The 23,057-nt window shown below is 71.5% G+C and carries 25 protein-coding genes; 15 read left to right on the top strand and 10 right to left on the bottom strand.

Features of this window, described 5'->3' with window-relative positions:
- Positions 1 to 130 precede the first annotated feature (130 nt).
- On the top strand, positions 131 to 1,138 hold the full coding sequence (locus tag KFLA_RS32655) for a hypothetical protein (protein ID WP_012924122.1): 1,008 nt from the start codon (positions 131 to 133) through the stop codon (positions 1,136 to 1,138).
- 49 nt (positions 1,139 to 1,187) lie between these two features.
- A complete protein-coding gene (locus tag KFLA_RS32650) occupies positions 1,188 to 1,619 on the top strand; it encodes a VOC family protein (RefSeq protein ID WP_012924121.1) in 432 nt (143 codons plus the stop codon).
- Between the two features lie 114 nt (positions 1,620 to 1,733).
- Here KFLA_RS32650 and KFLA_RS32645 read toward each other — a convergent pair whose 3' ends face one another.
- On the bottom strand, positions 1,734 to 2,321 hold the full coding sequence (locus KFLA_RS32645) for a GNAT family N-acetyltransferase (protein WP_012924120.1): 588 nt from the start codon (positions 2,319 to 2,321) through the stop codon (positions 1,734 to 1,736).
- A gap of 51 nt (positions 2,322 to 2,372) precedes the next feature.
- On the opposite strand from KFLA_RS32645, the gene uppS reads away from it, so the two are divergent.
- Positions 2,373 to 3,140, top strand: a complete 768-nt coding sequence (gene uppS / locus KFLA_RS32640; RefSeq protein WP_041289589.1) for a polyprenyl diphosphate synthase — start codon at positions 2,373 to 2,375, stop codon at positions 3,138 to 3,140.
- An 8-nt stretch (positions 3,141 to 3,148) separates the two neighbouring features.
- Here the strand turns inward: uppS and KFLA_RS32635 are convergent, their stop codons facing one another.
- The 3 genes from KFLA_RS32635 to KFLA_RS32625 form a co-directional block, all read right to left on the bottom strand.
- The gene (locus KFLA_RS32635; RefSeq protein WP_012924118.1) at positions 3,149 to 3,625 is read right to left on the bottom strand and encodes a hypothetical protein; all 477 of its coding nucleotides are present in this window, start codon (positions 3,623 to 3,625) and stop codon (positions 3,149 to 3,151) included.
- Between the two features lie 87 nt (positions 3,626 to 3,712).
- Positions 3,713 to 4,069 carry a hypothetical protein gene (locus KFLA_RS32630; protein WP_012924117.1) on the bottom strand — a complete coding sequence of 119 codons (357 nt, stop codon included), beginning with the start codon at positions 4,067 to 4,069 and terminating at the stop codon, positions 3,713 to 3,715.
- 9 nt (positions 4,070 to 4,078) lie between these two features.
- Positions 4,079 to 4,567, bottom strand: coding sequence for an Lrp/AsnC family transcriptional regulator (locus KFLA_RS32625; RefSeq protein ID WP_012924116.1), 489 nt, complete (start codon positions 4,565 to 4,567; stop codon positions 4,079 to 4,081).
- A 120-nt stretch (positions 4,568 to 4,687) separates the two neighbouring features.
- Here KFLA_RS32625 and KFLA_RS32620 point away from each other — a divergent pair, with 120 nt between their 5' ends.
- Genes KFLA_RS32620 through KFLA_RS32610 form a run of 3 tightly spaced genes read left to right on the top strand, consistent with a single transcriptional unit; the run spans position 4,688 to position 8,236 of the window.
- Positions 4,688 to 5,806, top strand: coding sequence for a thiamine pyrophosphate-dependent enzyme (locus tag KFLA_RS32620; protein WP_012924115.1), 1,119 nt, complete (start codon positions 4,688 to 4,690; stop codon positions 5,804 to 5,806).
- 1 nt (position 5,807) lies between these two features.
- Positions 5,808 to 6,794: an alpha-ketoacid dehydrogenase subunit beta gene (locus KFLA_RS32615; protein WP_012924114.1), complete on the top strand. Its 987-nt coding sequence runs from the start codon at positions 5,808 to 5,810 to the stop codon at positions 6,792 to 6,794.
- Positions 6,791 to 8,236 carry a dihydrolipoamide acetyltransferase family protein gene (locus KFLA_RS32610; protein WP_012924113.1) on the top strand — a complete coding sequence of 482 codons (1,446 nt, stop codon included), beginning with the start codon at positions 6,791 to 6,793 and terminating at the stop codon, positions 8,234 to 8,236. Before KFLA_RS32615 ends, KFLA_RS32610 begins: the two co-directional genes overlap by 4 nt.
- Before the next feature lie 188 nt (positions 8,237 to 8,424).
- Here KFLA_RS32610 and KFLA_RS32605 read toward each other — a convergent pair whose 3' ends face one another.
- Complete coding sequence (locus tag KFLA_RS32605; RefSeq protein ID WP_012924112.1) at positions 8,425 to 9,177, bottom strand: TetR/AcrR family transcriptional regulator C-terminal domain-containing protein; 753 nt, start codon at positions 9,175 to 9,177, stop codon at positions 8,425 to 8,427.
- 368 nt (positions 9,178 to 9,545) lie between these two features.
- On the opposite strand from KFLA_RS32605, the gene KFLA_RS38540 reads away from it, so the two are divergent.
- Together KFLA_RS38540 and KFLA_RS38535 are read left to right on the top strand one after the other, a co-directional pair.
- Positions 9,546 to 10,823 carry a hypothetical protein gene (locus KFLA_RS38540; RefSeq protein ID WP_202797051.1) on the top strand — a complete coding sequence of 426 codons (1,278 nt, stop codon included), beginning with the start codon at positions 9,546 to 9,548 and terminating at the stop codon, positions 10,821 to 10,823.
- A gap of 1 nt (position 10,824) precedes the next feature.
- Complete coding sequence (locus KFLA_RS38535; protein ID WP_202797050.1) at positions 10,825 to 11,568, top strand: class F sortase; 744 nt, start codon at positions 10,825 to 10,827, stop codon at positions 11,566 to 11,568.
- An 85-nt stretch (positions 11,569 to 11,653) separates the two neighbouring features.
- Here KFLA_RS38535 and KFLA_RS32590 read toward each other — a convergent pair whose 3' ends face one another.
- Positions 11,654 to 12,454, bottom strand: coding sequence for a S1 family peptidase (locus KFLA_RS32590; RefSeq protein WP_012924109.1), 801 nt, complete (start codon positions 12,452 to 12,454; stop codon positions 11,654 to 11,656).
- A 373-nt stretch (positions 12,455 to 12,827) separates the two neighbouring features.
- On the opposite strand from KFLA_RS32590, the gene KFLA_RS32585 reads away from it, so the two are divergent.
- Positions 12,828 to 13,283 carry a MarR family winged helix-turn-helix transcriptional regulator gene (locus KFLA_RS32585; RefSeq protein WP_012924108.1) on the top strand — a complete coding sequence of 152 codons (456 nt, stop codon included), beginning with the start codon at positions 12,828 to 12,830 and terminating at the stop codon, positions 13,281 to 13,283.
- A 6-nt stretch (positions 13,284 to 13,289) separates the two neighbouring features.
- Here the strand turns inward: KFLA_RS32585 and KFLA_RS32580 are convergent, their stop codons facing one another.
- The gene (locus KFLA_RS32580; protein WP_012924107.1) at positions 13,290 to 14,192 is read right to left on the bottom strand and encodes a LysR family transcriptional regulator; all 903 of its coding nucleotides are present in this window, start codon (positions 14,190 to 14,192) and stop codon (positions 13,290 to 13,292) included.
- 71 nt (positions 14,193 to 14,263) lie between these two features.
- Here KFLA_RS32580 and KFLA_RS32575 point away from each other — a divergent pair, with 71 nt between their 5' ends.
- The 6 genes from KFLA_RS32575 to KFLA_RS32550 are packed head-to-tail and all read left to right on the top strand — an operon-like array spanning position 14,264 to position 20,809.
- Positions 14,264 to 15,301 (top strand): SDR family oxidoreductase, encoded by a 1,038-nt coding sequence (locus tag KFLA_RS32575; protein WP_012924106.1) that lies wholly within the window; start codon positions 14,264 to 14,266, stop codon positions 15,299 to 15,301.
- Positions 15,302 to 15,314: 13 nt separating this feature from the next.
- On the top strand, positions 15,315 to 15,917 hold the full coding sequence (locus tag KFLA_RS32570) for a helix-turn-helix domain-containing protein (RefSeq protein WP_012924105.1): 603 nt from the start codon (positions 15,315 to 15,317) through the stop codon (positions 15,915 to 15,917).
- 59 nt (positions 15,918 to 15,976) lie between these two features.
- Positions 15,977 to 17,152 carry an NAD(P)/FAD-dependent oxidoreductase gene (locus KFLA_RS32565; protein WP_237706645.1) on the top strand — a complete coding sequence of 392 codons (1,176 nt, stop codon included), beginning with the start codon at positions 15,977 to 15,979 and terminating at the stop codon, positions 17,150 to 17,152.
- Entirely contained in the window at positions 17,149 to 18,912 is a 1,764-nt protein-coding gene (locus tag KFLA_RS32560; RefSeq protein WP_012924103.1) for a 2Fe-2S iron-sulfur cluster-binding protein, read from the top strand. The genes KFLA_RS32565 and KFLA_RS32560 overlap by 4 nt, the downstream gene beginning before the upstream one ends.
- Positions 18,909 to 19,811, top strand: a complete 903-nt coding sequence (locus KFLA_RS32555; protein WP_012924102.1) for a dihydrodipicolinate synthase family protein — start codon at positions 18,909 to 18,911, stop codon at positions 19,809 to 19,811. Before KFLA_RS32560 ends, KFLA_RS32555 begins: the two co-directional genes overlap by 4 nt.
- Positions 19,808 to 20,809: a proline racemase family protein gene (locus KFLA_RS32550; RefSeq protein WP_012924101.1), complete on the top strand. Its 1,002-nt coding sequence runs from the start codon at positions 19,808 to 19,810 to the stop codon at positions 20,807 to 20,809. The genes KFLA_RS32555 and KFLA_RS32550 overlap by 4 nt, the downstream gene beginning before the upstream one ends.
- On the opposite strand, the gene KFLA_RS32545 is transcribed toward KFLA_RS32550, so the two are convergent.
- The 3 genes from KFLA_RS32545 to KFLA_RS32535 are packed head-to-tail and all read right to left on the bottom strand — an operon-like array spanning position 20,761 to position 23,035.
- Positions 20,761 to 21,648, bottom strand: coding sequence for a 5-oxoprolinase subunit C family protein (locus KFLA_RS32545; protein ID WP_012924100.1), 888 nt, complete (start codon positions 21,646 to 21,648; stop codon positions 20,761 to 20,763). The two genes, KFLA_RS32550 and KFLA_RS32545, sit on opposite strands and share 49 nt — an antisense overlap.
- Positions 21,645 to 22,274 (bottom strand): 5-oxoprolinase subunit B family protein, encoded by a 630-nt coding sequence (locus KFLA_RS32540; RefSeq protein WP_012924099.1) that lies wholly within the window; start codon positions 22,272 to 22,274, stop codon positions 21,645 to 21,647. The genes KFLA_RS32545 and KFLA_RS32540 overlap by 4 nt, the downstream gene beginning before the upstream one ends.
- On the bottom strand, positions 22,274 to 23,035 hold the full coding sequence (locus KFLA_RS32535; protein WP_012924098.1) for a LamB/YcsF family protein: 762 nt from the start codon (positions 23,033 to 23,035) through the stop codon (positions 22,274 to 22,276). The genes KFLA_RS32540 and KFLA_RS32535 overlap by 1 nt, the downstream gene beginning before the upstream one ends.
- Positions 23,036 to 23,057 lie beyond the last annotated feature (22 nt).

Raw genomic sequence — 23,057 nt, 5'->3', positions numbered from 1 at the left:
GCGCTGGTCGCCGGCGGTCCGGTCCGTGGGCGGCAACCTGCCTGACGCGGCGGGTTCATCTGCGGGTCCGCGGGTGTTCCGGCGCCGGGCGGAGGCTGCCGGGGCAGGTTCTTTCCCCTCGGAGGTCAGCATGCAGAAGGTTCCCGCCCTGCTCGCCGCGTCGACCGTGCTCGCCGCAGCCGCGGTCGGCCCGTTCGCCGCCGCGGCCGCGCGTCCCGCTTCCACCACCGCGGCGGCCGCGGCCGTCGTACCGGCCGGTGCGTACGGTGCCCCGGACACACGCGCTGTACAGACAGCCGGTACGGCCGACGTCGAGCCGCCGGCGTTCCCGGCGACGCCGGTGCGGACGTACCCGGCGTTCGACGCCAACCAGGCGGTCGCGGTCGACGCGAAGTACTTCTACGCGGTGAACAACCGGACCGTCACCAAGCACGACCGCTCCACCGGCGAGCCGCTGCTGCAGTTCGCCGGCGACACCGACGGCCCGGTCGAGCACCTCGACAGCGGGGTTGTGGTCAATGGCAAGTTGTACGCCGCCCACTCGAACTACCCGGAGTGGCCGATGGAGAGCTCGATCGAGGTCTTCGACACCCGGACGATGCGGCACGTCAGCACGCACAGCTTCGGCATCGAGCGCGGTTCGCTGACCTGGCTGGACCGGTACGACGGCGCCTGGTGGGCCGGGTTCGCCAACTACGACAAGCCGCGCGAAGGCAGCAGCGAACCGTACGGGCAGACCTACAACACCCAGGTGGTGAAGCTGAACGACCGGTTCGAGGTGGTCGCCGGGTGGACGATCCCGAAGCCGATCCTCGACCGGTTCAGCCCGATGAGCAACTCGGGTGGGTCGTGGGGGCCGGACGGACGGCTCTACCTGACCGGGCACGACCTCGGCGAGGCGTACGTGATGACGCTGCCGGTTGCCGGGTCGGAGCTGCGCTGGGTGGCGACCGTGCACCTGCCGGAGATCCAGGGGCAGGGCATCGCGTGGGACCGGTCGTCGGTCCGGAACCCGACGTTCTGGGCGATCAGCCGGCCGGCCCGGCAGGTCCGCAGCTTCACGCTGCCGGTGCGGTCGATCGCGGATCCGGCCGCCAAGGGGTGGCAGGTGCTCGGGCCGGGGCAGTTCCGGCGCTGAGTTCAGGTAGCGGTCACGAGCTGGCCGCTACCGCCGTCAGGGTGGGGGCATGACCGAAAACAGCGCCGGCCCTGCCGCCACTCTGCACATGTACTTCGCCTACCGGGACGCCGTGGCCGCGCTGCGGTGGTTGGAGCAGGCGTTCGGGTTCGAGACGACGATGGAGTTCCCCGACGACAAGGGCGGGATCCTGCACGCCGAGATGCGGTACGGCGGGGTCGCGTTCACCGTCTTCTCCGACGAGGTCGGCTACGACCGGCCGGCGCGCAAGGGGGACAGCGTCGGCTCGGGGGCGTACGTCGCGCTGGCGTCGGAGACGGCGGTCGACGAGATGTACGCGTCGGCGGTGAAGGCCGGGGCGGAGTCGGTGTGGACGCCCGACACCACCCCGTGGGGCAACTACCGCAGCCGCGTCGCCGACCCCGAGGGCTACGAGTGGACCTTCGGCACGCACGTCCCGGGCCAGCCGCAAACCTGGTGAGCCTCACTCGGGCCTGAACCCCACCGGGCCCGGGCCGTTGCCCCAACGTCCCCCGCGCTGGACCGAGCAGCTCGCCTTCGAGGAGGCCGTCCGGCGGTCATCGACCACACCAGTTCACTCGAGTCGACCGTGCATCGCATCCTCACCGACACCGGTCTCACTCACTGACCGGACGAACCGCCGGCACACGTGCACCCGGCGGAACTCGGCCCGTAACTCGTCCTCCTGCTCCAGCCAGGCGTGGAAGAACCCGCTCCGCGGCAGCAATCCCTCCCGCCCGGCGAACGCCGCCTCCTCGGGGGTCGAGGCGTAGACGTGCAGGTACCGCATCTCCTCGACGAACCCCTGCCCGGCGTACCAGTCCAACGTCCTCGCGTCGTCCCGCGTCCACGCGTCGATCTGCCGTACACCTCGTACTGCCAACCGCCGGCTGATCTCGTCGAGCAGAGCGTGAGCGATGCCGAGCCGGCGGTGGTCCGGGTGCACCACGACCGTCTCGATCGTGGCCTGATCGCCGTCGATGCTCGCGTCCAGCAGGCCGACGACCTGGTCGCCGGCGACCGCGACCACTTCCAGTCCCGGGTCGCGCTGCGGTTTGCGAACTGCGACGTCGTCGAAGTATGCGGTGTCGAGGAAGCCCAGGACCCGGCAGCGCAGCCAGCTGGTTTCGTCCTCGGGGCGGTAGTCGCGGAGTGTCCACACCGGTTCATCGTGGCGCTTCGAGGGGGCTTCGGGGTGGGTAAGTTGGGCGGCATGGCCGTCAAAGAGGTGTTGTACGGGATGTACACGTGGCAGCTCAGGCGGCAGTTGGTGGGCAAGCCGCGGCCGCAGCACGTCGGGCTGGTGATGGACGGCAACCGCCGCTGGGCCCGCGGTCAGGGCCACGCGAACCCGAGCGTCGGGCACCGGTACGGCGCGCTGCACGTGGAGAACGCGCTCGGCTGGTGCGAGGCGGCCGGGGTCCGGCACGTCACGGTGTTCGTCTGCTCGACCGAGAACCTGCGCAAGCGCGGCGACGTCGAGGTCGCGTACCTGATGAGCCTGATCGAGGAGGTCGTCGCGCAGCGGCTCTCCGAGCCCGACGGTCGCTGGCAGGTGCACGTCGCCGGGCTGCTGGACCTGCTGCCGGCGAGCACCGCGCAGGCGCTCAAGGAAGCGGTCGAGGCGACCGAGAAATGTGCCACCGGCAACCATGTCACGCTCGCCATCGGGTACGGCGGCCGGCAGGAGGTGGTCGAGGCGGTCCGCTCCCTGCTGGAGTCCGAGGCCGCGGCGGGCAACGACCTGGACGGCGTCGCGGAGACCCTCGAGATCGAGGACATCACCAAGCACCTCTACACCGCGGGCCGGCCCGACCCCGACCTGATCATCCGGACCAGCGGCGAGCAGCGGATGTCGAACTTCCTGCTCTGGCAGAGCGCCCACGCCGAGCTCTACTTCTGCGACCCGTACTGGCCGGCCTTCCGCGAGATCGACTTCCTCCGAGCCCTCCGCTCCTACGCCGACCGCCGCGCGAGGTAGTACACCGATCAGCAGGCGACCCCGTCGAACTCCTCGACGGTCTCGGACAGCGTCACGCCGTCCATCACCCCGCGGTGAAAGACCTGGCCGGGCTCGAGCTTCGCCACGTCCGCGATGGTGAACCCGAGCGGCCTACCGAACAGGGTGCCGTCGGTCGAGGTCAGGTTGAGCGAGAACTTGACGTTCGCCGTGAGCCGTGGCTCGACGCCCGGCGCGCTCCAGCCGTCGCCGCCGGTACTGACCGAGAACTGCGTGCGGCCCTTGACCGGCTTCTCCCGCGTGTAGGTGCTGGTTGCCACGTCGGAACCCGTCGCGTCGCCGTGCAGGGTGACCTTGTTGATCTCGCGGTCGCAGTCCTCCACGATGATCAGCACGTTGCCCTGGTCGTCGACCGTGAGTCCGGCCTTCGCGTCCACCGGTCGTGGACCGCAAGCAGTCAGGCAGCCGGTCAGGCAGACCAGCGCGAGGGCGGTTCGTAGACGCATCTCGTCAGAATAGGTGCGGCGGGGTGCCGAGACCGCCGTTCAAGACTGCACATTGCTGCAACCATCGGCTGCCGCGCGGCGGGTCGGTCAGCTGCAGTTGGGTGGAGCGAATTCCTGGATGGTGTACTCGCCGGCGTGCAGTGCCGGGAGTGGATCGGCCGGTTCCCAGCCGTTGCCGCCGGTCGGGAACGGGATCAGCGTGATGCCCTTCGCCGGGTCGTCGTTGCGCAGATCGCCCTCGTCCACGCTGTCAGCTCCGGGACTGCCGCTCTGCACCCCGAGCTCTTCGATCTCGCCCTTGCAGTCCTGCAGCACGAGCACCGGCTTACCCGCGTCGTCGACGGTCAGGCCGACCTGAGCCCTGGAACCTCGCGGTCCGCACGCCGTCAGGAGACCGGCCAGGCAGGCCAGTACGACGACGGCGGTGGCGGGGCGGTGGCGCATTCGCTCAGGCTAAAGCGTTCCGAGGTCCTCGAAGATGAGCGCGGTACGGGTGGCGAGCACCTCGGGAATGGCCTGCAGCTTCTCCAGGACGACGCGGCGCAGGCCCTCGTTGTCGGCGGCGCGGACCAGCAGGATGGCGTCGAAGTCGCCGCCGACCAGGGCCATGTGCTTGATCTCGGGGATCGCCTGGAGCTGCTCGCGCAGGGCGCGCCAGGAGCTCTGGCGGAGACTGAGGGTGACGTACGCCGAGGTCGCCAGGCCCAGCTTCAACGGGTCGACCGTGGTGGTGAACCCGGTGATCACGCCGGTCGAGGTGAGCCGTTCGACCCGGGCGTAGGCGTTCGCCCGGGAGATGTGCACCTGGTCGGCCAGGGCACGGATCGACAGTCGTCCGTCCCGGGTCAGGGCCTCGACGATCTGCCGGTCGAGCTCGTCCAGCGCGGGTGCCACGACCATCTGTCCAGGCCCGCCCGCGTCGACCATATCTCGCTCGGACATTCTGCTTCTCCGCTCGCCGGGTGCCTGGACCGATCGTCTCGCAATTCTGCAGCCTATGGATCCGAATGGCCACAAGTATGACCATGAGGCATCAGTCCGTCTCTCGTGCAGGAGGGCCCCGTGAGCGAGCGGAGCGAGTTCACCGTCGAGTCCGGCTCCGTCGAGCAGCGCCTGCTGCCCTCCGCCGAGCCCGTCCGCCTGATCGACCAGCACGGCGTCGCGCACGAGCACCCGCAGTACGAGATGCCGGCCGCGCAGACGCTGGCCGGCGGTTACGCACAGTTGGTCACCGGCCGCCGGATCAACGACCAGGCCGGTGCGCTGGTCCGCCAGGGCCGGCTCGCGGTCTACCCGTCGTCGCACGGCCAGGAGGCCTGCCAGATCGCCGCGACGATGGTGCTCGGCGCGCAGGACTGGCTGTTCCCGACGTACCGGGACACGGTGTCGATCGTGAGCCGCGGCGTCGACCCGATCGAGACGCTGACGCTGCTGCGCGGCGACTGGCACTCCGGCTACGACCCGTACGAGCACAAGGTCGCTCCGCAGGCGACACCGCTGGCCACCCAGCTGCTGCACGCGGTCGGAGTCGCGCACGCGGCCCGGCTCAAGGGCGAGGACACCGTCGTGATGGCGTTGTGCGGCGACGGCGCGACCAGCGAGGGCGACTTCCACGAGGCGCTGAACTTCGCCGCCGTCTTCCGCGCCCCGGTGGTCTTCTTCATCCAGAACAACGAGTACGCGATCTCGGTCCCGCTGTCGAAGCAGACCGTCGCGCCGTCGCTGGCGCACAAGGGCATCGGGTACGGCGTACCGGGTGAGCGGGCCGACGGCAACGACCTGGCCGGCCTGCTGGCGGTGCTCGGCAGCGCGGTCGCCAAGGCACGAGCCGGCGAAGGGCCGCAGCTGGTCGAGGCGCACACGTACCGGGTCCAGGCGCACACCAACGCCGACGACGCGAGCAAGTATCGCGACGACGCCGAGGTGACGCCGTGGCTCGAGCGCGACCCGATCAAGCGACTCGACGCCTACCTGACCGGTCTGGGTGTGCTGGACGACGAGGCGAAGCAAGAGGCGACGCGGGCCGCGGAGAAGGTCGCGGACGCGCTGCGCGAGGGGCTGATGCAGGAGGTCCAGCCGGATCCGGCCGAACTCTTCGAGCATCTCTACACCACGCCGACCCCGCAGCTGCGGGAGCAGGCCGCGTTCCTGGCCGACGAGCTGGCCCGCGAGGAGGTCTGAGATGACACACGTGAAGCTGTCCATGGCGCAGGCGCTGAACCAGGCGCTGCGGGACGCGATGCGGGCCGACGAGTCGGTGCTGATGTTCGGTGAGGACGTCGGCGCGCTCGGTGGGGTGTTCCGGATCACCGACGGGCTGACCGCGGAGTTCGGCGAGCAGCGCTGCTTCGACACGCCGCTGGCCGAGTCCGGCATCGTCGGCCTGGCCGTCGGCCTGGCGATGAACGGCATGCGGCCGGTGGTCGAGATGCAGTTCGACGCGTTCGGCTACCCGGCGTTCGAGCAGGTGGTCAGCCACGTCGCGAAGATGCGCAACCGGACCCGCGGCCGGATCACGCTGCCGATCGTCATCCGGATGCCGTACGCCGGAGGCATCGGCGGCGTCGAGCACCACTGCGACTCGTCGGAGGCGTACTACGCGCACACGCCGGGCCTGACCGTGGTGGCGCCGGGCACGGTCGCCGACGCGTACACGCTGCTGCGCCGGGCGATCGAGTTCCCGGACCCGGTGATCTTCCTGGAGCCGAAGAAGCTCTACTGGGCCAAGGACGAGGTCGACCTGACCGTCGCGGAGCCCGGGATCGGCAAGGCCGTCGTCCGGCGCGAGGGCGCGGACGCGACGCTGATCGCCTACGGGCCGACGGTGCCGGTCGCGCTGGAGGCGGCCGAAGCCGCCGCGGCCGAAGGACGGCAGCTGCAGGTCGTGGATCTGCGCTCGATCGTGCCGTTCGACGACGAGACGGTGTGCGCGGCGGTCCGGCGTACCGGGCGGGCGGTGGTGGTGGCGGAGGCGAGCGGGTTCGCGAGCGTGTCGTCGGAGATCGTTGCCCGGGTCACCGAACGCTGCTTCCACTCGCTGGCCGCGCCGATCCGGCGGGTGACCGGCTTCGACATCCCGTACCCGCCGCCGAAGCTCGAACGGCACCAGCTGCCGTCGGTGGACCGCATTCTCGACGCCGTCGACGACCTCCAGTGGGACGACCGATGAGCGCGCAGACGTTTCTGCTGCCCGATCTCGGTGAGGGACTGACCGAGGCCGAGGTGGTGCGCTGGCTGGTGGCCGTCGGCGACGAGGTGGTGGTGGACGCGCCGATCGCCGAGGTGGAGACGGCGAAGTCGATCGTCGTGCTGCCGTCGCCGTACGCCGGTGTGGTCGCCGAGCTGCACGGCGCCGAAGGCAGCACGATCGACGTGGGCAAACCGCTGATCACCATCGATCTGCAGCCTGTGTCGGTCGGTCCTGCGGGCATCAGCGCCACGCCGTCCCTCAGCGCTGACAGCGCCACGAGTGCGAGCGGCAGCACGGCGGGCGAGGCGTACCGCGAAGAGGAGAAGGCGGGTTCGGGCAACGTGCTGATCGGGTACGGCACGCCGGAAGGCGCCGCCTCGGGCCGTCGCCGCCGCCCTCGCGCTCGAGCCAACGGCCACGCGGTCGGCACGCTGGTCGAGCAACGCCCGCGCGAGGCCCGGAACGCCTCGCCGGTCACCGGTGCGGGGAGCGCTGCCTCGACCGAGGACCGTCCGCGGGTGCCGCTGGTCATCTCGCCGCTGGTCCGGCGGATCGCGCGGGATGCCGGCGTGGACCTCCGGGCGCTGACCGGGTCGGGTGCCGGCGGGCTGATCCTGCGCCGTGATGTGGAAGCCGCCATCGCGGCCCGCTCCACCGTGGCGGCGCCGGCGGCTCCAGCAGTGGAGGAGACAACGTCCGGGGCTGCCGGCGTGGTCGACGCGCGAACCGGGTTGCCGGAGCTTCGGCGTACGGGGATGAGTGGGTTCCGGAAGGCCGTGGCGGCGACGTTGAGCCGGAGCCGGGCGGAGATTCCCGAAGCGACGACGTGGGTGGACGTGGATGCGACCGCGCTCGTGGAGCTGCGCGAGTCGTTGCGGACGGCAACCGACGCCGGGCCGGGACTGCTCGCGCTGATGGGGCGGTTCGTGGTCGCGGGGCTGCGGAAGTACCCGGAGCTGAACGGTCTTGTCGATGGTGACGACCTGGTCCAGTACGACGGGGTGAACCTCGGGCTCGCGGCGCAGACCGAGCGCGGGTTGCTGGTGCCGGCGGTGCCGAACGCGCACACGCTGACGACCCGCGAGCTGGACGCCGAGATCCGCCGCCTGACCGAAGCGGCGCGCGCCGGCTGGCTGACCGCGCACGAACTGTCGTCGGGCACGTTCACGCTGAACAACTACGGCAGCTTCGGCGTCGACGGCAGCGCGGCGATCATCAACCACCCGCAGGTCGCGATCCTCGGCGTCGGCCGGATCATCGACCGGCCCTGGGTGGTCGACGGCGAACTGGCGATCCGCAAGCTCACCCAGCTGTCCCTGGTGTTCGACCACCGGGTCTGCGACGGCGGCACGGCGGCCGGCTTCCTGCGCTTCGTCGCCGACGCCTTCGAAAACCCCACCTCCGCCTTCGCCGACCTCTGACCCCACTGCCTGGACCTCTCGCCCCTGCGTTTGGTGGGTCAACCCCTCGAACGCAGGGTTGGCCCACGGAATTCTGGTGGGCCAACCCCCAACCTCAGGGGTTGACCCACCAGAGTGTGCGGGGCGGGGGAGGGGGAAAGTCGGCGGTGCGGGGTGCTGGCGGGGTGGTCCGCCGGCGAGGGGTGGGGTCAGAGGCGGCGGGGGCGGAGGCCTACCAGGATGACGCGGAGGCCGGTGGTGAAGCGGGCTTCGGGGCCGGACTGGTCGTCGCGGGACAGGTAGGACGTGAGCGACGCCGCCGGTACGCCGAGCCGGTCGCCGGCGGCGTGCGCCCACGCGGTGCCCGGGAGCCCGCTGCGCCGGACCGTCGCCGTCCAGGCCGCGTCCGTGACGGCGGCGCCGACGAGGTAGTGGAAAACCGCCGACACCGCCGCGTCCAGGTGCACGCCCTTGAATCCGGCGGACGCGAGGATGCTCACCACCTGCTCGGCATAGGCCTGGTAGTTGGGGCCGAGACCCGCGTGCGAGGCGAGCAGCTGCGGCGCCCACGGGTGCCGGGCGAAGGCGTCGTACGCCGCTTTCGCGAGCGTGCCGAGCCGGTCGCGCCAGTCGGCCTCGCCGGCGCCCGTACGCCGGGACGAGCGACCAGGTGGTTCCGCAGTCGCGTCCGCCGGGAGCAGGGCCTCGCCGAAGACCTCGTCGACGGCCAGTTCGAGCAGGTCGTTCTTGGTGGCCACCCGCCAGTAGAGCGCCGAGGTCGCGGCCGTTCCCAGCTCCGTCGCGAGCCGGCGCATCGACAACTGCTCCAGGCCGTCGCGGTCGAGCAGCTGGACGGCGGTCCGGACGATGTCCTGACGGTCGAGCGGTGCGCGGGTCGGCGCCGGCTCCGACCGCAGCCAGACCGAGCCCAGGGCCGTCCTCTCGTCCGCCTCGCGCGCCATGGGTGCAGCTTACTAAAACACTGTTCAATCTACTGACACGATGTTTTAGGAGCGCACTTTCTGCCACCGGACGAGCGCAGAACGTTGCCCACAGCTACGGATAGCGTTTGCATGACCTCGGCAACGGCCGCGTTTGTAAAGCCTTCGACGAGACACCAGAAGTTCACTTGTCCCGCGGGCACGGGATCTAGAAGGATGCAGCCGCAGTCCTGTCGGGGGCGGCGCGGACGACCGGGGATCGGTCGCGCGGGCCGGTACGGCCCTGCGCCACAGCGGGACGGCACGCGAGCACGGCCGCAGTCGGCGTACCGATCGGCCGACGACTTCGCCGGTCCGGAACCGGCATGACAACAGTGGGGAACTTTTCTGTGAACGCATCGAAGGCAGCGCGCGTTCGGGACGCCGTCAAGGCGGCCACCGCGCGGGGCACGACCATGCTGGCCGGCGCGGGTGCCGTCGTCGTCGCTCTGGGCGGCGTCACGGTGATGTTGGCGCCGTCCGCCTCGGCCGACGGCACACCGCACGACGGCAACCCGAACTGCGCGACGTTGGTGCCGGGGGCCAAGGAGCTGAAGTTCGACGGCAAGGTGAAGGACGGTTCGCAGAAAGCCGGCGACCTGGAGATCACCATCGACGTTCGTCGGCTCGCCGCCGACGACCCGGCGCACGACGGTGACCAGACCGGGAGCGAGGTGGTCGACTTCACCGCCACCGGCGGCACGATTCTCGGCGTCATCGTCAAGGGCGGCCCGAACGCCAACTTCTACGACTACCGCCCGGCCGGTACGACGGTCGGTACGTCGCTGCACGCTCCGGTGAACGTCAACACCAAGCAGAAGACGTTCTACGAGCTGAGCCACGTGTCGTTCTGCTACGGCACGCCGACCACGCCGACCCCGACGCCGACCGACACGCCTTCGGACACCCCGACGCCGACGGACACGCCTTCGGACACCCCGACGCCGACGGACACGCCTTCGGACACCCCGACGCCGACCCCGACGCCCACGGACACGCCGTCCGACACCCCGACGCCGACGCCGACCGACACCCCGTCCGACACCCCGACGCCGACGGACACGCCGTCCGACACGCCGACGCCGACGCCGACGCCGACCGACACGCCTTCGGACACCCCGACGCCGACCCCGACGCCCACGGACACGCCGTCCGACACCCCGACGCCGACGCCGACCGACACCCCGTCCGACACCCCGACGCCGACGGACACCCCGAGCGACACCCCGACGCCGACGCCGACCGACACGCCTTCGGACACGCCGACGCCGACCCCCACGCCGACGCCCACGGACACCCCGTCCGACACCCCGACGCCGACCGACACCCCGAGCGAGTCGCCGACCCCGACCCCGACGGACAGCCCGAGCGGCACGCCGTCCGAGTCCCCGTCGCAGTCGCCCTCGCAGACCCCGACGCCGAGCCAGCCGACCTCCAGCACGTCGACCCCGGTGGTCGTGCCGACCGAGATCGACGCCGGTGTGGCCGGTTCGGCGCAGCTGGCCAACACCTCGGCGGGCACCAGCCAGCAGAACGTCTGGGGCATCGCCCTGCTGGTCCTCGGTGGACTCCTGATGGCCGCCGCCGTGCTGAAGGGACGCCTGCGTCCGGGCAAGCACGCGCTCTGACATGACCGCTCGACCTGATCGTCAGCACCGCCCCGGCCGGCGCCGGACCGCGGTGGTGCTGGCGACGGGTGTGGTCCTCGTCGTTGCCGGTGGCTACCTGCAGTTCCGCCCCGACGACGACACCCAGCAAGGCCGGCCGGCATCGCCCGCCGGCCTTGTGCCGTCTGCCGCCCCGTCGTCCCCGGCCAAGTCACCGGCCAAACCCTCGACTCCAGCCCCGGGCCGGCCGACGACGCCGGGCAAACCGGCGAACCAGCCGAGCACGCCGTCCACGGCCCTGCCCGAGGCCACCGGCACGCACCGGCCGGCAGCGGGCGGTCCGCAGCGGATCGTCGTACCGCGACTCAAGGTCTCGGCGCGGGTTCTCGGGATCCGGGCCAACGGCAGCACGTTGATCCCGCCGGCGAATCCCCGGCTGGTCGGCTGGTGGTCCGACGGGGCGCGGCCGGGAGCCGCCCGGGGATCGGCCATCATCACCGGGCACACCGTGCACACCGGCGGCGGCGCGTTCGACGACCTCGGCACGTTGCGACCGGGGGACGCGGTCAGCGTCGCCACCGGCCGGCGAACGCTGCGGTACTCCGTCGTCTCGGTCACCACCTACCGCAAACGGGCCCTGGCCAAGCAGGCCGGCCGGCTCTTCGACCAGACCGTGCCCGGCCGGCTGGTGCTTGTCACCTGCGAGGACTGGAACGGCACGGACTACGAGAGCAATGCCGTCGTCATCGCCCGGCCGATCGGCTGACCCGACGACGGCCGCTCCCGGGAAAGGGAACGGCCGTCGGTGCAGCCTGCCGGCTGAGTAGTCGGTCAGCCTGCGAGCAGGGCGATCAGCTGTTGATCTGGGCGGTCAGCGCCGCGGCGTACGTCGCGACCTCGGCGTACACGCCCGGGTTGCCGGCATCGGCGCAGCCGATGCCCCAGGAGACGACGCCGAAGAGCCGGCCGTTGAGCACGAGCGGGCCGCCGGAGTCGCCCTGGCAGGAATCCTTGCCGCCTTCCTTGTAGCCGGCGCAGATCTCACCGTTGGCGACGTAGTCGTAGTTCGCGTAGACCTGACCGCAGTACGCGTCACCCAGGACCGGCACGAGCACCTTCTGGAAGCGGTCTGCCGGACCGGTGCCCTCGGTGTTGCCCCAGCCGTACACCGTCGGCTGCGCACCGACGGCGTCCGCCGCGAGGCTGGTCTCCAGCGGCAGCGTCGGTACGCCGGTGAACGGCGTGGCCAGGGTCAGGACGGCGACGTCGTGGCCCGGCGCCCGGCCGTACTGCGGGTCCTTCCAGATCGACGCGATCTTCGAGGTCCGGCCGGTCGTGCTGCTCAGGCTGTCGCGGCCCTGGATCGCGGTGTAGGTGCTGCGCGCCTTGGTCACGCAGTGCGCGGCGGTCACGATCTTGTTCGCCTTCACCAGGGTGGCACCGCACCACTGGCCGCTCGGGGACGGGGACTGGCTGTTGTTCAGCGCGATCGCCCAGGGCGCCTGCGCGGTGCTCGCCAGGGAGCCGCCGACGATGTTGGTCACCGGCGGGGCCGGCGGCTTGGCCTGCGCCGCACCGACCGCTCCGGTCGAAGCGAGAGCGACCACAGCGGCGGCCAGGGCCGCACGGGCGAAGGTGAGCTTTCCGGTCATGTCCACACTCCAGGTGTCATCGGCCGCGTGGGCGGTGCGGCCTCTGACTGAGAAGAGTCATCGCTTCACCGTCCGTGAAGCAAGCGATTCACCGGGCACATCGGTGTCGGGTCAGCGCTGTGTCACAAAAAGGTGCGCAGGGCAAGGGAAAACCTCCGACCGGCGCGGTCGGGGAGGTCGCAACCACAAGTTCTCCCAGCGGGCGCGGCGGGGCTGCTGTGGGCGCTCGGTCGAACCGCTTGATCGTGGGGACTATTGCTTCGGACGGTAATCTGTGAGTAATACCAGCGTGCGCGATAGTTGCACGCGCCGGTTATTGCACAGGTAACCGCAGTGCTGGGCCGGCTGTGGACGCGGGGTGTGAGGAGGAGCTGTGGGACTACCGGACGACGCCGCGGAGGCGCGGGCCCAGGGGTGGCGCACCCTCGCGGCCTTGCACGCGCGGATCGAGGACGAGCTCGAGCGCGCTTTGCAGAAGCACTACGCGCTGTCGGTCAGCGAGTACAGCGTGCTCGACGTGCTGGCGCGGCAGGACGACTACCACCTGCGGATGAACCAGCTGTCGAACGCCGTGGTGCTCAGCCAGTCGGCGACCACCCGCCTGGTGAACCGGCTGGAGGATCGCAAGCTGCTCGAGCGCTACCTGTGCCCGACCGACCGTCGCGGCATCTACACGGAGGTCACCAAGGCCGGCCGTGACCTGCTCGACGAGGCCCAGCCCACGCACGACGCAGTCCTGACGGCCGCGCTCGAGGCCGCCGCCGAACTCCCCGAGCTGGCGCCCCTGGTGAAGGCGCTGGCTCAGCTCTCCCTGCCCGCCAAGGTCTGAAGCCGGTCACCCCGGCTTGGTACCGGGAATGGTCGGCCAGGCCGCCTGGATCACCTCGATGAAGGCGGCGGAGAGCGAGTCCGGCGTGCCGCGCGTGTACGCCGTGAGGGTGCGGCAGATCGGCGGATCGGGGCGCAGGACCAGCCCGTCGAAGCCGGCCGGCAGGATGTTGGCCGGGACCAGGGCGGGGCCGAGCCCTGCCGCGGCGAGGGCTGGAGCAGCGGCGGTCTGTTCGGTACGGACCGCGATCCGGGGCTGGAATCCCGCCTGCGCGCAAGCCTGGTCGAGCAGATCGGCCAGGCCGTGGCCGGGGGTGTAGTGAACCCATGCGCGCTCGGCCAACTCGGTCAGCGAGATGGCCTGCTCCCCGTCCGAGGACGCGAGCGCGTCGTCCGAGGCCAGGACGACGACGAACTCCTCGATGCCCAGGCGGTGGGTGGAGCCGGTCCACGCGGCCGGTGACGGGCCGATGGCCAGGTCGGCCTGGCCGGTGGTCATCGCCTCGGCGAGCTCGTCGGTGTGCCGGTGCTCGAAGAGGCGGATGCCTACGTCCGCGTACTGGCGCCGCCAGGCCTTCAACGCGGCCGGAAGGATGCCGAGGCTGACCGAGTAGAGCGTCGCGATCTGCAGCTCACCGGTCTCCAGGCCGGCCGCCTGCCGGGCGGCGCACCGGGCGCGTTCGGCATCGGCCAGCGCGGCCCGGGCGTGGGGCAGCATCGCGCGGCCGGTCGGGGTGAGGCGCAGGTTCTTCGGCAGGCGCTCCAGCAGCGGTCCGCCCGCGGAGCGTTCGAGCGCCCGGATCTGGTGGGACAGCGCGGGCTGGGTGACGTGCAGCAACTCGGCGGCGCGAGTGAAGGAGCCCTGGTCGACCACGGTCACCAGGTACTCCAGCTGACGCAGCGTAGCCATGAGCTGAGTTTATGCACATTGTAAAAAGGATGCCTTGGACTTATCCACAGGTTCTCCCACAGGCTGGGGACATGACGAAACAGCAGGCCCTGGTGGTCGGAGCGAACGGCGTGATCGGCAGCAACCTGATCGCGCAGCTGAACGGCCTACCCGACTGGGACGTGGTCGGACTCTCCCGGCGCGGTGGGCCGGGGCAGCTCGCCGTCGACCTGCTGGACATCGACGACACCCGAGCGAAGCTGGCCGGGCTGACCGACGTGACCCACGTGTTCTACGCGGCGTACCAGGACCGGCCGACCTGGGCCGAGCTGGTCGCGCCGAACCTCGCGATGCTGGTGCACGTGGTCGAAGCCGTCGAGCCGGTCGCGCGCGGGCTGCGGCACGTCAGCCTGATGCAGGGCTACAAGGTGTACGGCGCACATCTCGGCCCGTTCAAGACGCCGGCGCGGGAGGACGATCCGCCGCACCTGCCGCCGGAGTTCAACGTCGACCAGCAGCGGTTCCTGGAGGACCGGCAGCAGGGCAAGAGCTGGGCCTGGTCGGCGCTGCGGCCCTCCGTGGTCGGCGGCACCGCGCTCGGCAACCCGATGAACCTGGCCGTCGCGATCGCCGGCTACGCGTCGATCTCGAAGGAGCTGGGCGTTCCGCTGCGGTTCCCCGGCAAGCCCGGCGCGTACGACGCGCTGCTGGAGCTGACCGACGCCGACTTGTTGGCCAAAGCAACCGTCTGGGCGGCAACCAGCCCGGCCGCGGCGAACCAGGCGTTCAACATCACGAACGGCGACCTGTTCCGCTGGAACGAGCTGTGGCCGAGGCTGGCCGCGTGGTTCGGGATGGACGTGGCGCCGCCGCTGCAGCTGTCGCTGCAGGACGTGATGGCCGACAAGGAGCCGGTCTGGAAGGAGCTGCAGGTCCGTCACGGCCTCGCCGGTACGCCGTACGCCGAGGTGTCGTCGTGGGGGTTCGCCGACTTCGTCTTCGGCTGGGACTACGACTTCTTCGCCGACGGGTCGAAGGCCCGCCGGGCCGGTTTCCACGAGTACGTGGAGACCGAGCAGATGTTCTACCGCCTGTTCGAGGACCTGCGGCACCGCCGGATCATCCCCTGAGCCAGGGTGTGGCATGCTCCCGGCTGTGGGCGGTCAGGGAGCGGGGCGCGTGCTCGGGGTCAACCTGCGGGCGCGCCGGGACGAGCAGGGCATCTCCCTGTCCGAGCTCGCCCGCCGGTCCGGCATCGCGAAGGGCACGCTGTCGCAGCTGGAGTCCGGCGCGGGCAATCCCACCATCGAAACGGTGTTCAGTCTGTCGAACGCTCTCGGCGTCCCGGTGTCGGCCCTGCTGAGCGAGCCGCCGGCGTCCGACCTGGTCCTGGTCCGCTCCGCCGACACCGACGTGCTCAGCGGCGCGGCGGTCGACCTGCGGATGCTGCGGCGGCTCGAGAATCCCGGCAGCCTGTTCGAGATCTACGACCAGCGCATCCGCCCCGGCAAGGTGCAGCACTCGACCGGCCATCCCGGCACCGAGCACCACGTCGTTCTCACGGGACGGGTTCGCATCACCGCACGGGACCGCAGCCAGGAGCTGGGACCCGGCGACTACCTGGCCTTCCGGGCCGATGCGCCGCACGAGTACGAGGCGCTGGACGGCGAAGTGCGCTCGGTCCTGCTCCTGGAGTACCCGCCGGACACCAGCCCGGGTGTGCTGGAAACCCTGCACCTGGACTGAGGCCGCTCGGCCGTTGACCTGACCCGGGCGCGCGCCGTACGCTCGCAGCGTTCATTAAAGTGAACGATGAGCGGAGTGGGCGGATGCCGGACGTGGTGGTGGTCGGGGCGGGAATGATCGGTGCCGCCTGCGCCGAAGCCCTCTCGGCGGCCGGCGTCGACGTGCTCGTGCTCGACCGTGGCACCCCGGCCGGTGGTACGACGGCGGCCGGCGAAGGCAACGTGCTGGTCTCCGACAAGGAGCCCGGGCCCGAGCTGCAGTTGGCGATCGCGTCGCGCCAGGAGTGGCCGAAGGTGCTCGCCCGGCTGCCGGAGCAGGTCGCCGACGTCGAGTGGGAGCCGAAGGGCGGCCTGGTGGTCGCGACCACGGATCCCGCACCGCTGGAGAAGTTCGCGGCCCAGCAGCGCGAGGCGGGCGTCGACGCGCAGCTGATCACGCCGGCCGAGGCGTTCGAGCTCGAGCCGCTGTTGACCCGCGCGGTGACGACGGCCGCCTACTACCCCGAGGACGCGCAGCTGCAGCCGGTCCTCGCCACCACGGCCCTGCTGGCCGCCGTTCGCTCCCGAGGCGGCGAGGTCCGGTCCGGCGTCACCGCTGTGTCCGTACGACGCGCAGCCACCGGCCGGGTGATCGGTGTGGAGACGGACGCGGGCCTGATCGACTGCGTGGCCGTCGTCAACGCCTGCGGCCCCTGGGCGGGAGCCTTCGGCGCGGCGGTCGGCGGACCGATCGAGGTGCTGCCACGCCGCGGCATGATCCTGGTCACCGCGCCGCTGCCGGAGTGCGTACGGCACAAGGTGTACGACGCGGACTACGTCGGCGCGGTCGGCAGCGGCGACGCGGACCTGCAGACCTCGACGGTGGTCGAGTCGACCCGGAGTGGCACGGTCCTGATCGGTTCCAGCCGGGAGCGGATCGGCTTCGACGACACGGTCAAGGTGCACGTCCTGCGGGAACTGGCGCGCAAGGCGGTCGGCCTGTTCCCGTTTCTCGCCGACGTCGCGGTGATACGGACGTACGGCGGTTTCCGGCCCTACGCCCCGGACCACCTCCCGGTCCTCGGGCCGGATCCGCGGGTGCCGGGCCTTTGGCACGCGACCGGCCACGAAGGTGCCGGCATCGGCCTCGCGGCGTCGACCGGCCGCCTGGTGACGGAGCTCTTCATCGGTGTGCCGCCGCACGTCGACCCGGAGCCCTTCCGGGTCGACCGACCGGCCGTAGTGGGGTTGCCATGAGCCCCTTTTCGCGGTCCGCACCGGGCGATCCGTCCGAGCCGCGCTTCGGAGAGCCGGTCGAGATCTCGGTGGACGGGGTCCCGGTCGCCGCGGTTCCCGGGCAGACGGTGGCCGCCGCGCTGATGGCCACCGGGCGGGACTCGTGGCGAACCACCCGCGGGGCCGAGCGTCCGCGCGGAGTGTTCTGCGGCATCGGCGCCTGCTTCGACTGCCTGGTGGTCGTCAACGGAACCCCCGACGTCCGCGCCTGCCAACGAACGATCCAGCCGGGCGACGCCATCACGACGCAGGCCGGCGCGCAGCTGCCGACCCGGACCGGCGCTGCGCAGCCCACGCAGCACTCGGAGGCACTGTCGTTCGAGGTGGTGGTCGTGGGCGCGGGGCCTGCTGGTTTGACCGCGGCACTGGCAGCTGCGGAGACGGGAGTCTCGGTTGGGCTGGTGGACGCGGGACGGGCCGTGGGCGGACAGTTCCACCGGCAGTTGCCGACCGAGTTCGCGGCGCGGCGGCCGGAGCGGTTGCAGCACGGATGGGCCCGGTTCGTGCAGTTGCGGGACCGGGTGGCTCGGCACCACCGGATCACCCAGTTGGCGGAGACGTCGGTGTGGGCGATCGAGGAGATCGAGCACGGACATCGACTGTGGGCACAGACCGGACCGGCCGACGCGGGGCGGCGCGGCGTACGGGCTGTGGACGGGCGGGCTCTGGTGCTGGCGCCGGGTGCGTACGACCGGGTGCTGCCGTTCAAGGGGTGGGACCTGCCCGGGGTCTACAGCGCGGGGGCCGCGCAAGCGCTGGCGAAGGGGCAGCGGATCGCGGTCGGGCAGCGGGTGGTCTTGGCGGGCACAGGGCCGTTCCTGCTACCGGTGGCGGAGTCGCTGGTCGGCGTCGGGGCCGAGGTGGCCGGCATGTTCGAGGCCAACTCGGCCCGGACGATCGCGCGCGGCTGGTCGAGCGACCCCCTGGTTGCCCGGGGCAAGATCGGCGAAGCAGCCGGGTACGCCGGACTGCTGGCGCGGCACCGGATCCGCCCTCGGACGGGATGGACGGTCGTCGCCGCGCACGGTGACCGACGGGTCGAGGCCGTCACGGTGGCGAAGCTGGACCACGACTGGCGCCCGATCCGCGGGACCGAGCAGCAGCTCGAAGCCGACGCGGTCTGCGTGGGCTTCGGCTTCACCGCACAGCTGGAACTGGCCGTCTCCACCCGCTGCGAACTCACCGCCGGGCCCGACGGCGGTCCCGCCGTCCGGGTCGACGAGCACCAGCAGACCAGTACGCCCGGAGTCTTCGCCGCCGGCGAACTCACCGGCATCGGCGGCGCCGACCTGGCCGCCGCCGAGGGACGGGTCGCCGGTGCGGCGGCAGCCCGCTTCGTCACCGGCTCGGAAGCCGTGCTGTCCCAGGCCCACGAAGAGGTTGCTAAGGGCAAGCGATTTGCCGCGGCCCTGGCGGCTGCTCATCCGGTCCGGCCGGGGTGGGTGGAGTGGAGCGACGACGAGACGCTGATCTGCCGGTGTGAGGAGGTCTCCCGCGGTGAGTTGCGGCGGGCGGCGGCCGATCGGGAGCTGCTCCCGGGGCGCAGCCTCAAGTTGTCGAGCCGGGTGGGCCTGGGCATGTGCCAGGGGCGGATCTGCTCCCGGAACGCGACCTGCCTCACCTCACCCGACCAGAACGCCGTCGTACGGAACGAGTTCAACCGCCCGATCGCCGTCCCCGTACGCCTGAAGGACCTAGCCAACCCCCAGGAGGACCAGTGACCGAGAAGCTCGACGGCGTGATCGTCGCCACCGCGCTGCCGTACGCCGAGGACACGGCCGCGCCGGCCGGGTTGCGGCCCGACTACGACCGGTACGCCGAGCACTGCCGGTGGTTGATCGACAACGGCTGCCGCGGTGTCGGCCCCAACGGGTCGCTCGGGGAGTACTCCTCGCTCAGCGACGAGGAGCGGCGCCGGGTCGCGCGGACCGCGATCGAGGCGGTCGGCGACGACGGGATCGTGGTGGTCGGCGTGCACGGGGTCGGGGCGCACCAGGCGCGCAGCTGGGCGGAGAAGGCGGCCGAGGACGGCGCGCACGGCGTCCTGTGCCTGCCGCCGACGATGTACCGGGCGAACCGGTCCGAGGTGGTGCACCACTTCACCGAGGTCGCGAAGGCCGGGCTGCCGGTGATGGCCTACAACAACCCGCACGACACCAAGGTCGACCTGACGCCCGGCCTGCTGGGCGAGCTCGCGCAGATCGAGAACGTGGTCGCGGTGAAGGAGTTCACCGGTGACGTGCGGCGGATCCTGGAGATCCGCGAGCAGGCGCCGGAGCTGACCGTGGTCGCGGGCGCCGACGACCTGACCCTGGAAGCGCTGCTGATGGGCGCCACCGGCTGGTTCGCCGGCTTCCCGAACGTCTTCCCGAAGGAGTCGGTCCGGCTGTTCGACCTCGCGCTGGAAGGCCGGCTGGCCGAGGCCCGGGCGCTGTACGAGCCGCTGGTCGCCGCCTTCCGCTGGGACTCGCGGGTCGAGTTCGTGCAGGCGATCAAGTGGTCGATGGACTACGTCGGCCGGTACGGCGGTCCCTGCCGGCCGCCGCGCGGACCGCTGGTGCCCGAGCACGTCGCACAGCTCGAGCAGGACATGAAGCGCGCCGTAGAGTCGTTGGCATGAGATCCGTCCGCACGCTGAGCGCGATCGACTCGCACACCGAGGGCATGCCGACCCGGGTGATCACCGGCGGCGTCGGGGTGATCCCGGGCGCGACCATGGAGGAGCGGCGGCAGTACTTCCTGGCCGACCTCGACGACCTGCGGCTGTTCCTGATGAACGAGCCGCGCGGCCACTCGGCGATGAGCGGCGCGATCCTGCAGCCGCCGACCCGGCCCGACGCGGACTGGGGTGTGCTCTACGTCGAGGTGTCCGGCTGTCTGCCGATGTGCGGGCACGGCACGATCGGGGTCGCCACCGTGCTGGTCGAGTCCGGCATGGTGCCGGTCAGCGAACCGGTCACGCAGGTGCGGCTGGACACGCCGGCCGGGCTGGTCGTGGTCGACGTCGCGGTACGCGACGGGCGGGCCGAGCACGTGACGCTGCGCAACGTCCCGGCGTACTCGCACGCGCTGGACGCGACGGTCGAGGTGAAGGGGCTGGGCACGGTCACCTACGACCTGGCCTACGGCGGCAACTTCTACGCGATCCTGCCGCTGGAGCAGCTGGGAATTCCGTTCGACCGGGCCGAGAAGGACCGCATCCTGCAGGCCGGGCTGGACATCATGGACGCGATCAACGCGACCGACCGGCCGGTGCACCCGGTGGATCCGGGCATCCACAGCTGCAAGCACGTGCAGTTCACCGCACCTGGGCAGAACGGGAGCCACTCGCGCAACGCGATGGCGATTCACCCGGGGTGGTTCGACCGGTCGCCGTGCGGGACCGGGACGTGTGCACGGATGGCGCAGCTGCACGCGCGCGGTGAGCTGGGGCTGGGGGAGGACTTCGTCAACGAGTCGTTCATCGGCACGAGCTTCACCGGGCGGCTGCTGGAAGAGACGACGGTCGGCGACCGGCCGGGGGTGGTGCCGACGGTGACCGGCCGCGCGTGGATCACCGGCATGGGCAACTACCTGCTGGATCCGACCGACCCGTTCCCCACCGGATTCGTCCTCTGAGCACTGCGGAAGCGCAGGGACTGGCCGGGGCGGAGTTGGGCGCAGAGGTCCAGATCGGCGCCGTCCACGTAGCCGATGACGGGATAGCCGCCGGTGACGGGGTGGTCGGCGAGGAAGAGCACGGGCAGACCGGAGGGTGGGATCTGCAGGGCGCCCAGGTCCATGCCCTCGCTGGGCAGCTCGCCTTCGCGGGCGCGTTCCAGCGGGGTGCCTTCCAGGCGTACGCCGATCCGGTTGCTGTTGCTGCTGACGGTGTAGGACTGGCCGGTCAACGAGTCCCAGTCGGCGTCGGTGAACCAGTCGCGGCGCGGACCGGGCAGCACGCGCACGGACACCTCACCCCCCGGCGGATCCGCGACCGGAGCCAGGTCGACCCCCGGCATCGGGCCACACTCCTTGCCGACAGCAAGCACATCTCCGGCCGACAACGGAGCCGGGCCCAGGCCGGACAGCAGATCGGTCGACCGGGAGCCGAGCACCGGCGCGACGTTCACGCCGCCGCGAATCGCGACGTACGTGCGCAGCCCGGTCCGGGGCACGCCGAGCCGTAGCACCTCGCCCGTGCGCAGCACCGTCGGCGCGTTCAGGGCGATGCCGGCGCACGGCGCACCGGTCACCGCGTAGACCAGGTCGGACGACGCGACCAGCTCGAGCCCGCCGAAGGTCACCTCCAGCGCCGCCGCGTCCTCGGCGTTGCCGACCAGCCGGTTCGCCAGCCGGTACGACGTACGGTCGCAGGCGCCGGACCGGCCGATGCCGAGCGCGCCCTGACCTAACCGCCCGGCGTCCTGCACGGTCGTCAGCGGACCGGTCTCCAGAACCTCGAAGCCCCCGCTCACCGGGCTCCCCGCGACGTGTCCCGAACGTCGACGAAGCGCACCCGTCGACCAGGGCTCAGCAGCGCCGCCGGATCGCGGTCGAGGTCGAAGACGGCGACCTCCGTCCGGCCGAGCAGCTGCCAGCCGCCGGGCGACTCGCGCGGGTAGACCCCGCTGAACTCACCGGCCAGCGCGACCGAACCGGCCGGCACCTTCGTCCGCGGCGACGACCGCCGCGGCACGTTCCACTCCGACTGGCCGGTCAGGTAGCCGAAGCCCGGAGCGAACCCGCAGAAGGCGACCGTCCACTCGTCGGACGTGTGCCGCCGGACCACCTCGGCCACGTCGCAGCCGAGCAGCTCGGCGACGTCGGCCAGATCCTGTCCGTCGTACACGACCGGGATCTCGACCAGGTCGCCGCCGGCCCGGCGGTCCTCGCGCGCCACCGTGTCGCGCAAGGACCGCTCGAGCGCGGCCAGGCCGGTGACGGCCGGGTCGATCGCCACCATCACGGTCCGGGCCGCCGGCACGATGTCCACGACACCGGCCGGCGGCGCGGCCCGCAGCGCCGCGTAGTACCCGAGCACCTCGTCGAGGTCCGCGAGCTCCACCAGCAGCGCGGAACTGCCGCAGGGAAGCAGGCGCATCAGGCGGCGAACGGGGTCAGTTCGACCCCGGCGTCGGTGAGGCTCTTGCGGACCCGCTGCGCGATCTGAACCGCGCCCGGGGTGTCCCCGTGCACGCAGATCGAACCGGGCTGCAGCTTCAGCTCGCCGCCCTCGACGTCCTTGATCGGCGCGCCGGTGGCCATCGCCACGCACCGCTTGGCAATCTCGCGGCCGTCGTGCAGCACCGCACCGGGCAGCCGGCGAGACACCAGCGTGCCTTCGGGCGTGTAGGCCCGGTCGGCGAACGCCTCGTGCACGACGGTCAGACCGGCCTCCTCGGCCAGCTTCAGCCAGACCGCGCCGGGCAGACCGAGCACCGGCAGCGCGCGGTCGTAGTCGGCGACGGCCGCGACCACGGCCGCGGCCTGCTCCTCGTGGTGCCCGATCGTGTTGTAGAGCGCGCCGTGCGGCTTGACATAGCTGACCTCCGACCCGGCAACCCGGGCGAAGGCGTCCAGGGCGGCGATCTGGTACAGCACCTCGTCGCGCAGTGCGGCCGGCTCGATGTCGATGAACCGGCGGCCGAAGCCGGGCTTGTCGGCGTACCCGACGTGCGCGCCGATCGCCACGTCGCGATCGGCGGCCCGCCGGCAGACCGCCCGCATGATGGAGGGATCGCCGGCGTGGAAGCCGCAGGCGACGTTCGCGCTGGTGACGACGTCGAGCAGGGCGTTGTCGTCGCCCATCGCCCAGCTGCCGTAGCCCTCGCCGAGATCGGCGTTCAGATCGACGGTGTTCATGGGTCCTCCTTCAGGCGTCCGG

This window comes from Kribbella flavida DSM 17836, from assembly GCF_000024345.1.
GTDB classification, from domain to species: domain Bacteria; phylum Actinomycetota; class Actinomycetes; order Propionibacteriales; family Kribbellaceae; genus Kribbella; species Kribbella flavida.
Note: the sequence above shows the minus strand (reverse complement) of the source record. Positions and strands in the feature narration are given on the sequence as shown.

What these genes read in the sequence shown, in the direction of transcription:
- KFLA_RS32655 (WP_012924122.1), top strand. Translation starts at nt 131, where the DNA reads ATGCAGAAGGTTCCCGCCCTGCTCGCCGCGTCGACCGTGCTCGCCGCA.
- KFLA_RS32650 (WP_012924121.1), top strand. Translation starts at nt 1,188, where the DNA reads ATGACCGAAAACAGCGCCGGCCCTGCCGCCACTCTGCACATGTACTTC.
- uppS (WP_041289589.1), top strand. Translation starts at nt 2,373, where the DNA reads ATGGCCGTCAAAGAGGTGTTGTACGGGATGTACACGTGGCAGCTCAGG.
- KFLA_RS32635 (WP_012924118.1), bottom strand. Translation starts at nt 3,625, where the DNA reads ATGCGTCTACGAACCGCCCTCGCGCTGGTCTGCCTGACCGGCTGCCTG.
- KFLA_RS32630 (WP_012924117.1), bottom strand. Translation starts at nt 4,069, where the DNA reads ATGCGCCACCGCCCCGCCACCGCCGTCGTCGTACTGGCCTGCCTGGCC.
- KFLA_RS32625 (WP_012924116.1), bottom strand. Translation starts at nt 4,567, where the DNA reads ATGTCCGAGCGAGATATGGTCGACGCGGGCGGGCCTGGACAGATGGTC.
- KFLA_RS32615 (WP_012924114.1), top strand. Translation starts at nt 5,808, where the DNA reads ATGACACACGTGAAGCTGTCCATGGCGCAGGCGCTGAACCAGGCGCTG.
- KFLA_RS32610 (WP_012924113.1), top strand. Translation starts at nt 6,791, where the DNA reads ATGAGCGCGCAGACGTTTCTGCTGCCCGATCTCGGTGAGGGACTGACC.
- KFLA_RS32605 (WP_012924112.1), bottom strand. Translation starts at nt 9,177, where the DNA reads ATGGCGCGCGAGGCGGACGAGAGGACGGCCCTGGGCTCGGTCTGGCTG.
- KFLA_RS38535 (WP_202797050.1), top strand. Translation starts at nt 10,825, where the DNA reads ATGACCGCTCGACCTGATCGTCAGCACCGCCCCGGCCGGCGCCGGACC.
- KFLA_RS32590 (WP_012924109.1), bottom strand. Translation starts at nt 12,454, where the DNA reads ATGACCGGAAAGCTCACCTTCGCCCGTGCGGCCCTGGCCGCCGCTGTG.
- KFLA_RS32580 (WP_012924107.1), bottom strand. Translation starts at nt 14,192, where the DNA reads ATGGCTACGCTGCGTCAGCTGGAGTACCTGGTGACCGTGGTCGACCAG.
- KFLA_RS32575 (WP_012924106.1), top strand. Translation starts at nt 14,264, where the DNA reads ATGACGAAACAGCAGGCCCTGGTGGTCGGAGCGAACGGCGTGATCGGC.
- KFLA_RS32570 (WP_012924105.1), top strand. Translation starts at nt 15,315, where the DNA reads ATGCTCCCGGCTGTGGGCGGTCAGGGAGCGGGGCGCGTGCTCGGGGTC.
- KFLA_RS32560 (WP_012924103.1), top strand. Translation starts at nt 17,149, where the DNA reads ATGAGCCCCTTTTCGCGGTCCGCACCGGGCGATCCGTCCGAGCCGCGC.
- KFLA_RS32550 (WP_012924101.1), top strand. Translation starts at nt 19,808, where the DNA reads ATGAGATCCGTCCGCACGCTGAGCGCGATCGACTCGCACACCGAGGGC.
- KFLA_RS32540 (WP_012924099.1), bottom strand. Translation starts at nt 22,274, where the DNA reads ATGCGCCTGCTTCCCTGCGGCAGTTCCGCGCTGCTGGTGGAGCTCGCG.
- KFLA_RS32535 (WP_012924098.1), bottom strand. Translation starts at nt 23,035, where the DNA reads ATGAACACCGTCGATCTGAACGCCGATCTCGGCGAGGGCTACGGCAGC.